Annotated in this window: 15 protein-coding genes; 12 read left to right on the forward strand and 3 right to left on the reverse strand. The window is 26.4% G+C overall.

The features are described from left to right. Both Q5F54_RS08495 and Q5F54_RS08500 read left to right on the forward strand, forming a co-directional pair. Nucleotides 1–343 (forward strand): hypothetical protein (locus tag Q5F54_RS08495; RefSeq protein WP_302334237.1); only part of this gene is annotated, 343 nt, incomplete at its 5' end. 26 nt (nucleotides 344–369) lie between these two features. Further along, nucleotides 370–561: a hypothetical protein gene (locus Q5F54_RS08500; protein ID WP_281537254.1), complete on the forward strand. Its 192-nt coding sequence runs from the start codon at nucleotides 370–372 to the stop codon at nucleotides 559–561. Between the two features lie 49 nt (nucleotides 562–610). Here the strand turns inward: Q5F54_RS08500 and yfcE are convergent, their stop codons facing one another. Further along, complete coding sequence (yfcE, locus tag Q5F54_RS08505; protein ID WP_071121313.1) at nucleotides 611–1,171, reverse strand: phosphodiesterase; 561 nt, start codon at nucleotides 1,169–1,171, stop codon at nucleotides 611–613. 19 nt (nucleotides 1,172–1,190) lie between these two features. Then, complete coding sequence (locus tag Q5F54_RS08510; protein ID WP_281537255.1) at nucleotides 1,191–1,991, reverse strand: NAD(+)/NADH kinase; 801 nt, start codon at nucleotides 1,989–1,991, stop codon at nucleotides 1,191–1,193. A 178-nt stretch (nucleotides 1,992–2,169) separates the two neighbouring features. Here Q5F54_RS08510 and Q5F54_RS08515 point away from each other — a divergent pair, with 178 nt between their 5' ends. The 3 genes from Q5F54_RS08515 (at nucleotide 2,170) to Q5F54_RS08525 (ending at nucleotide 4,580) form a co-directional block, all read left to right on the forward strand. Continuing rightward, nucleotides 2,170–3,081 (forward strand): RluA family pseudouridine synthase, encoded by a 912-nt coding sequence (locus Q5F54_RS08515; protein ID WP_281537265.1) that lies wholly within the window; start codon nucleotides 2,170–2,172, stop codon nucleotides 3,079–3,081. 15 nt (nucleotides 3,082–3,096) lie between these two features. After that, on the forward strand, nucleotides 3,097–4,101 hold the full coding sequence (locus Q5F54_RS08520) for a nucleoid-associated protein (protein ID WP_071121310.1): 1,005 nt from the start codon (nucleotides 3,097–3,099) through the stop codon (nucleotides 4,099–4,101). 266 nt (nucleotides 4,102–4,367) lie between these two features. Next, nucleotides 4,368–4,580, forward strand: coding sequence for a hypothetical protein (locus Q5F54_RS08525; protein ID WP_071121309.1), 213 nt, complete (start codon nucleotides 4,368–4,370; stop codon nucleotides 4,578–4,580). 32 nt (nucleotides 4,581–4,612) lie between these two features. Here the strand turns inward: Q5F54_RS08525 and acpP are convergent, their stop codons facing one another. Continuing rightward, entirely contained in the window at nucleotides 4,613–4,840 is a 228-nt protein-coding gene (gene acpP, locus Q5F54_RS08530; RefSeq protein WP_071121308.1) for an acyl carrier protein, read from the reverse strand. Nucleotides 4,841–4,988: 148 nt separating this feature from the next. On the opposite strand from acpP, the gene Q5F54_RS08535 reads away from it, so the two are divergent. The 7 genes from Q5F54_RS08535 to Q5F54_RS08565 all read left to right on the forward strand — a co-directional run. After that, nucleotides 4,989–5,414 carry a hypothetical protein gene (locus Q5F54_RS08535; protein ID WP_281537256.1) on the forward strand — a complete coding sequence of 142 codons (426 nt, stop codon included), beginning with the start codon at nucleotides 4,989–4,991 and terminating at the stop codon, nucleotides 5,412–5,414. A gap of 30 nt (nucleotides 5,415–5,444) precedes the next feature. After that, nucleotides 5,445–5,648: a hypothetical protein gene (locus Q5F54_RS08540; protein WP_071121306.1), complete on the forward strand. Its 204-nt coding sequence runs from the start codon at nucleotides 5,445–5,447 to the stop codon at nucleotides 5,646–5,648. A 157-nt stretch (nucleotides 5,649–5,805) separates the two neighbouring features. Continuing rightward, nucleotides 5,806–6,018 (forward strand): hypothetical protein, encoded by a 213-nt coding sequence (locus Q5F54_RS08545; protein WP_071121305.1) that lies wholly within the window; start codon nucleotides 5,806–5,808, stop codon nucleotides 6,016–6,018. Nucleotides 6,019–6,190: 172 nt separating this feature from the next. Continuing rightward, the gene (locus Q5F54_RS08550) at nucleotides 6,191–6,415 is read left to right on the forward strand and encodes a hypothetical protein (protein WP_071121304.1); all 225 of its coding nucleotides are present in this window, start codon (nucleotides 6,191–6,193) and stop codon (nucleotides 6,413–6,415) included. A gap of 177 nt (nucleotides 6,416–6,592) precedes the next feature. Then, nucleotides 6,593–6,772: a hypothetical protein gene (locus Q5F54_RS08555; RefSeq protein ID WP_071121303.1), complete on the forward strand. Its 180-nt coding sequence runs from the start codon at nucleotides 6,593–6,595 to the stop codon at nucleotides 6,770–6,772. Nucleotides 6,773–6,866: 94 nt separating this feature from the next. Further along, nucleotides 6,867–7,058, forward strand: a complete 192-nt coding sequence (locus tag Q5F54_RS08560; RefSeq protein ID WP_071121302.1) for a hypothetical protein — start codon at nucleotides 6,867–6,869, stop codon at nucleotides 7,056–7,058. A 215-nt stretch (nucleotides 7,059–7,273) separates the two neighbouring features. Continuing rightward, a partial coding sequence (locus tag Q5F54_RS08565; RefSeq protein WP_302334238.1) for a LacI family DNA-binding transcriptional regulator occupies nucleotides 7,274–7,446 on the forward strand: 173 nt, incomplete at its 3' end.

Genomic DNA, 7,446 nt, shown 5'->3' on the forward strand with positions numbered 1-7,446 from the left:
AGAAGACAAACATCATAAAGATCCAAAAAATAAACATAAAGAAGATATAGATATGGATTTAGATGCTAACATGGATTTACAATCAAAATTAAAGTCAATGTTAGAAGCTGAATTAGAAGCAAAAGCAAAAGCAGAAGCCTATGCAGACGCAGATGCAACTTCAACATCTAATTCAAGTGCTAATAATGATAACCAATCAAATGCAACTAATAATACTGGACCAATAACTGTTCATACTCCTATAAATATTTATGTTACTTGTGGTTGCTGTGGTAAAAAACATAAATGTAGAATAGATGGTATGAATGGAGACTGTGACGAAGAAGATGAAGAAGAGGATTAATAATATATTAAAGGAGCATAAATACTATGAAACAAACAAATCATTCGCACAATAGTAAAAGTTCAAATGATAGTAAACATTCTCATATTAGTAAGCCTGTTAAAGATAAAAAGAAAATAACTAAACATAAACCAGTAAATAATAGTAAGAGCATTAGTGATAGTAAAAGTAGCAAAGAGAGTAAGAGTGTCCATGATATAAAAACTTCAGATGATTAATAATAAAATAAGGAGTGGTAAGTATACCACTCCTTAAAAATTTTATATATTAGTCAAGGTTTATTATATTTTTAGTATTAATATCTATTAAATTAAAATTCATATCAATTTCGTCTTCACTTTGAATAATATCTATTATAGCTACAGAATGAGTACCATCCTTAGGTATAGAAGTACTTCCAGGGTTTAGAACTACTAAATTTTCGTCAAGATATAATTCTTTAACATGTGTATGGCCAAGGATAAGTATATCAGCTCCCATACTCTTAGCCTTATTAATTGTATCTTCTTTAGAATCTGTATAACCATGAGTGGTAACTATTCTAGTTTCACCAAATTGGCTCATAACATAAGGACTTTGTATAGGATGATTTATTACCATTTGATCTACATCAGCATCGCAGTTACCTCTAGCTATGATTATATTATCTAAAGAATTTATTTTAGAAATTAAACCTTTTGGATTATACCCTTCAGGTATATCATTTCTAGGACCATGATAAAGTATATCTCCACCGTGGATTAAAACATCACAATCAGATAATACATCTAATGCTTTTTCAAAATAAGTTAAACTTCCATGAGTATCACTCATTACTCCAATTTTCATATGTATTTCCTCCAAGATATTATAAAAATTTTTCTGAAACTCTACTCCAAAATTCATAATCTAACATTCTAAGTAGTTTTATTTTTAAATCAGAGATATATACCTCTATATTAGACATATGATTAAATCTATATTCAACTCCATCTATTACGATTAGAATAGAATCTTCAAATCTATATTCAGGTATTATTTTTATTATAGACTTACTAGAAAAAATTATGCTAGATGTAAAGCATCTATATGCATTTGTGTTTATAGGATAAAGTGGTGTAAGTTGCATAAGGTTTAATCCAGGGTCTACTATACTTCCACCAGCAGCATAATTATAAGCTGTAGAGCCAGTCGGAGTAGATATAATCATTCCATCGCCACTAAAATTTTGTATATGCTTACCATTAACATCTAAACTAAGGTGTATAGTTCTAGATTTATCCCCTTTTACTACAACCTCATTTATGGCATACATATGAGAGTTACAATTATTAGTGCATATATTGGCTTTGAGTAAGGATATATCTTGCACTAAAAAATCATTATTCTTATAAGATTTAATAAAACTATCTATATGGTTAGGTGATATTTCTGGGAAAAAACCAAGATGACCTGTATTTATTCCTATTATAGGAGTTTTAGTAAAGTCAAAATCATGAACGGTCTTTAAAAAAGAACCATCTCCACCAATTGATATTATAAGTTCGGCATCTTGACAAAACTCATATGTTACTTCAAATCCAGCATTGGTTAGTTTTTCTGTTAGTATTTTTTTTGTCTCAACAGATTTATTTACTTGATTTGAATTTATAGTTATAATTCTTCTCATCTCTACACCCCTTTATACTTTGTATTATAGCATAATTTGGAAAGTTAATTAGTTACTTTATAATTAAAATATGTACTATTATATAAATATAATTTTTATAGCTACAAAAAATCCTTATCTATTTTAAAAAAATAGTATAAAATAGATAATGTTATTATTAATGAAGGATGGTGTAAATTTGTTTAAAAAAGAAGACCAAAAATACAACCTTATATCGTATACAAATGAAGAAGAATTAACTCTAAAGGAAGTTTTATTGGATAAATTAAATTTTTCTGTAAGGTCAATATCGAAGATGAAACGAGAGCAGAGTGTATTTGTAAATGGAGTTTTTAAAAAGCCAAGTACAAAGCTTAAAAAAGGTGATTTAATAGAAGTAAAGATAGAAGAGGAAATGGCAAACTTTGAGCCGCAAAATTTAAACTTAAATATATTATATGATGATTTTGATATAATAATGGTTAATAAACCTCCTTTTATGGTAGTACATCCAACTAAAAGTCATTTTGATAATACAATAGCAAATGGAATTACATACTATATCAAGGAAAAAAGTGAAAAGGTAAAAGTAAGATTTGTGAATAGATTAGATATGAATACTTCAGGACTTGTTATAGTTGCTAAGAATGCTTATGCACATCATACACTATCTGTTGATATGGGAAATGATGCTGTTGAAAAAAAATATATAACAGTAGTTAAAGGTATAGTAGAAAATGATGAAGGAACTATAAATGAACCTATATATAGACCAACTGAAGATAGTATAAAGAGAATAGTTGATGAAAAAGGACAAGCATCAATAACACATTATAAAGTTTTAGAGAGGTTAAATGATGCGACTGTGGTAGAAGTAAAACTAGAAACTGGAAGAACACATCAAATAAGAGTACATATGTCACATATTGGACATGGTATAATTGGAGATGAGCTATATGGATATGTAGATGAAAATCTTATAAATAGACAAGCTTTACATGCATATAGTTTATCATTTAATCAACCAAGAACTAAGGAAAATTTAGAGTTTAAAGCAGAGTTGTCAAATGATATAAAAAATCTAATTGAAAAACTAAGAAAAAATAATTAATTTGAGGTGGGAATTATGATAATACACAAATTTATTGTACATGTTTTAGATAAGAATAGCGATGTACCTATATTAAATGATTTTGAAGGAAAAATTAATCCAGAAGTAGATAAGTTTTTTCAAAAAATTATAAAAAGGGTTACAAAAGATGATGATTTAAGAAAAGGTGTTTTTAAAAATTATAATGACAATGTAGTTAGAAATTGCTGTGAACAAATTATATATGATGAAAATACATTTTTAGAAAATTCAAAAGAGATAGCAGCATACTTATTTGATATTATGAAAATAAATTCAGAGTTGGAATCTTGTGATTTAGCTATTTGTTTATATACAGTAAAGGATGAAAAGTATGTAGCTATATTAAAGCTAGATTATAAAAAATTATATACTCACTCTATAGAATTCGTAGATGAAAAATTTAATATACAAATGGTTGCTAATGAAATAGGTATACCAGAGACTGGAAGACAAAAGCAATGTGCATTGATTGGTGTAAGTGGAATGAATGATGAATATCAATTAAGACTTTTAGATAAAGATGCAGAAAAAGCAGAAACAGAGTCTAAGTTTATAACAGAATTTTTAAATGCAGAAAGAGTTGATGATGATAAATATAAGACAAAAGTATTTAAAAATACAGCTGAAAATTGGATAACAAATGCTTTAAGTGAGGATATAAAGCAAGCAGAAGAAGTAAGAAGTATATTAAACTATACATTAAAAGAAAAACATGAAATTGACTTAAATGAATTTGTAGAAAACTCTATAAAAAGTGATGAACTTAAAGAAAGCTTTAAAGAACATATGGAAGATAAAGGCTTAGATGAAAGTTTTAATATAGATAAGAAATGGGTTGAGAAAAAACTTAAAAAAAGAGGTATCAAAACAGATAATGGATTTGATATAAAAGCAGACTTAACAGATTTTGAAGATCCAATGAAATACAGTGTAAGGCAAAATCCAGATGGAAGTATAGACATAGTTATAAAAAATGTAAGATTCTATGAAGAAAAATAATTATAAAAGTAAGCATTAATATTTAGATATTGGTGCTTATTTTTATATTATAAAATATACATGCTTTATATAATTTGTAATTCAATGATTATTTTGAGTAATAGATGTATACCTAGTAGTAGCAAGGATATATCATTGGTAAAATGAAGTGTTTCGCCGACACGTAGCTAAAGCGAAGTGAATTTTTTTATACAAGCACTAAAATATAGGTTTGTTCATATATATTATTAATAGATAAACTGTCTACATACCAAGGGGGAGTGTATATGGATCAATTAAGGGATATGTTTAGAGGATTTGATTTCTTTAACGATAATCCTACATTAGTATTTCTTATATTAGGGCTTGTTGTTTTATTAATACTTAGTAACGGAGATTTAGCATGTTTTTTTGAGCAAAACAATTCACTAATTTGGATTATAGCAATAGTATTTATATTATTTTTATTTAATAATAACAATGATGATTGCTACTGTTAATAATAAATAAAAACCGAGATTAATCTCGGTTTTTATTTATTATTTTCTATGAATTTACATATATCGCCTATAGTTTTGAAGTGCTCAGCTTCTTCATCTGGTATTTCTATTCCAAATTCATCTTCAAGAGCCATTATAACTTCAACGGCATCTAAAGAATCAGCTTCTAAATCTTCTGTTAAAGAAGTATCTAAAGTTATAGTATCTACATCATCTATAGATAATTGTTCTGAAATTATTGATCTTATTTTTTCAAACATATTATCCTCCTATAAATAAATTGATAATTTTAATTGTAGTTTAATATAAGTTTGACAATTTTTCAATATACATTTAAATAAAAAGTAATAAAGTTATAAAATATGAATATAAATTTAATATACAAACTATAACTTAGGAGGAAATTTTATGAAATACGTAGGATTATTAGTATCATCTGTTGTAGTATTCTTAGTTATATTAACAAATTTTTATTATAATTCTATAACATTAGATATGCAAAAGATAAAAGACTATATTTTAGAAAGTAATATAATTTTAGAAGATATAGTTAAAAAAGAAGAACAGGTAATGGAGAAAAAAGATGAGTATATAACGAGATTAATCAATTTAAAAAAAGGAATAAAAAATTCTAAAACCTCATTTTTAGTAAAAGACTATAAAGAGTATAAGATAAAGTCTATAGAAGGGTTGATAAAAAGTATTTCAGAATCTGATTTAAAATATTTAGAAGAGGTTGAAAAGTACAATAATTTATCAGAGAAAGAATTAGATAAAATTCTTAATAAGAGCTTAATTGAGGTAACTTATTTACCAATTAATATATATACTTAATTTATGAGCAAGTTCAAGGGAGGGAATGTCATGGCAAAGCTAGAAGATACGATATCCCGATTTTTTGGAGGAAATGATGGTATATTTGGTAATAGATTATTAATAATAGTAGTTTTAGTTTTTTTGGTTTTATGTACAGATATACTAGATAATTTTTTTGAAGATGATAGTATGTGGATTTGGGTAATATTAATAATTCTATTACTATTTAATTTTGATGATAGCTGCTATTAATCTAATCTTAAAAGAAATCTATATGGTTTCTTTTTTTTATGCAAAAATATTTGCTCTAAAAAAATAATAAAATGTAACAATTTAATGCATAAATACATATTATTTATTAAATAGGTAATAAAAACAGTTGCCTATAAATAAAAAAGGGGGCATAAAGATGTCAGAACAACAAGGAATTCAACGTTTCTTTGGTGGATGTGGATGTGGATTTGGAGGAGGTGGATTAATAATATTATTAATAATAGGAGCTATACTTTTACTAGGAGATGATTTACTAGAATGGTTATTCTGTGATGATATGGCTCTAATATGGATAGTATTATTAATTTTACTTTTAACTAACTTTGGATTTGATGGTGGTTGCTGTTAATATAAACAAATTTAAAGAGGCTAATTTTAGCCTCTTTAAAAAAAATAAAAAATTTTAAAAAAAGTAATAACACTTTATAAAGATTTACATAGTATATAATTAGAAGGGTGAAAAACCCTATTGACAGCTAGGTACTATCTAACTTGTATATATATTCAAGGAGGGGATCTTTGTGAGTAGTAAATTAAGTAGAATATTCGGTGGATGCGATGGATTCTTTGGTGGGGGAGCATGGTGGATAATAGTATTATTCTTCTTATTCTTAGCTTTCCAAGAATGTTGGAGTGAAATATGTATAACTGACTGGATACCATTCTTAATATTATTACTAATTGTATGCTCATGCGGAGGCATTGATGGAGATTGTGGATGCTTAGATAATGGTTATGACTGCTAATAACAATTAGTATATAAAGAAGAAGGATGCAATTGTGCATCCTTTTTCTTTATACTATACAATTCTTACTCTATAAAAAATAAAAACTAAATAAATTTAATATCACAAATTACCTTAGTTGCATATTATATGTTAAGAGCGCAAGCTCAATATAAAATATCATCAGGAGGTAGCAAAATGTTAGAAAGATTATTTGGAAATGATGGATTCTTTGGAGCAGGAGCATGGTGGATAATAGTATTATTCTTCTTATTCTTAGCATTTGGAGATAGTTGGGTAGACATAGATATAATGGCATGGATACCATTCTTAATAGTATTATTAATACTTTGCAGTTGTGGAGGATTCTTTGACTAGAAATTAAATTTTAGTGTAACACTAAAAACATTAAAATCATAAAAGTTTTATATAGTCTTAAAATTTATAAGATAAATAAAGGGGGATTTTTATCATGCTAGATAGATTATTTGGTGGATGTGATGGATTCTTTGGTACAGGATGGTGGATAATAATATTATTCTTCTTATTCTTAGCATTTGGAGACACTTGGGTAGATATAGATATAATGGCATGGATACCATTCTTAATATTATTATTAATAACTTGTTCTTGTGGTGGATTATTTGATGATGGATGCTGCTAAAAATAATTAGCTATCGTAAGAAGTACTGGTTTTATACCAGTACTTTTTATTTATATTGTATAAATTTATATAATAAAATGAATAATTAAAGTTAAAGAAGATTTTAAAAATAGAGATAAGTGTGTTTACATAATTATATAAGAATAGTATAATTAAGATTTAAATGGAAAATATCGAATTGAAAATAAATAGTATTACGTAAGGATGGTGTAAAGATGAAAAGTACGATAACTATAAAAGATGTAGCAAAAAAAGCAGGGGTATCTATATCTACAGTATCGAGAGTAATAAATGATTCAAAACCCGTAACAGATGAAGTAAAACAAAAAGTTTTAGATGTAATAAAGGAAACAGGATATATACCAAATCCATTAGCAAGAAGTTTAGT

This window comes from uncultured Romboutsia sp. (assembly GCF_958366745.1).
In the GTDB taxonomy this organism is placed as follows: domain Bacteria; phylum Bacillota; class Clostridia; order Peptostreptococcales; family Peptostreptococcaceae; genus Romboutsia; species Romboutsia timonensis.

Excerpts from the sequence above, each read along its gene's own strand:
- Q5F54_RS08500 (WP_281537254.1), top strand. The coding sequence starts at position 370 with ATGAAACAAACAAATCATTCGCACAATAGTAAAAGTTCAAATGATAGT.
- yfcE (WP_071121313.1), bottom strand. The coding sequence starts at position 1,171 with ATGAAAATTGGAGTAATGAGTGATACTCATGGAAGTTTAACTTATTTT.
- Q5F54_RS08510 (WP_281537255.1), bottom strand. The coding sequence starts at position 1,991 with ATGAGAAGAATTATAACTATAAATTCAAATCAAGTAAATAAATCTGTT.
- Q5F54_RS08520 (WP_071121310.1), top strand. The coding sequence starts at position 3,097 with ATGATAATACACAAATTTATTGTACATGTTTTAGATAAGAATAGCGAT.
- Q5F54_RS08525 (WP_071121309.1), top strand. The coding sequence starts at position 4,368 with ATGGATCAATTAAGGGATATGTTTAGAGGATTTGATTTCTTTAACGAT.
- acpP (WP_071121308.1), bottom strand. The coding sequence starts at position 4,840 with ATGTTTGAAAAAATAAGATCAATAATTTCAGAACAATTATCTATAGAT.
- Q5F54_RS08535 (WP_281537256.1), top strand. The coding sequence starts at position 4,989 with ATGAAATACGTAGGATTATTAGTATCATCTGTTGTAGTATTCTTAGTT.
- Q5F54_RS08540 (WP_071121306.1), top strand. The coding sequence starts at position 5,445 with ATGGCAAAGCTAGAAGATACGATATCCCGATTTTTTGGAGGAAATGAT.
- Q5F54_RS08545 (WP_071121305.1), top strand. The coding sequence starts at position 5,806 with ATGTCAGAACAACAAGGAATTCAACGTTTCTTTGGTGGATGTGGATGT.
- Q5F54_RS08555 (WP_071121303.1), top strand. The coding sequence starts at position 6,593 with ATGTTAGAAAGATTATTTGGAAATGATGGATTCTTTGGAGCAGGAGCA.
- Q5F54_RS08560 (WP_071121302.1), top strand. The coding sequence starts at position 6,867 with ATGCTAGATAGATTATTTGGTGGATGTGATGGATTCTTTGGTACAGGA.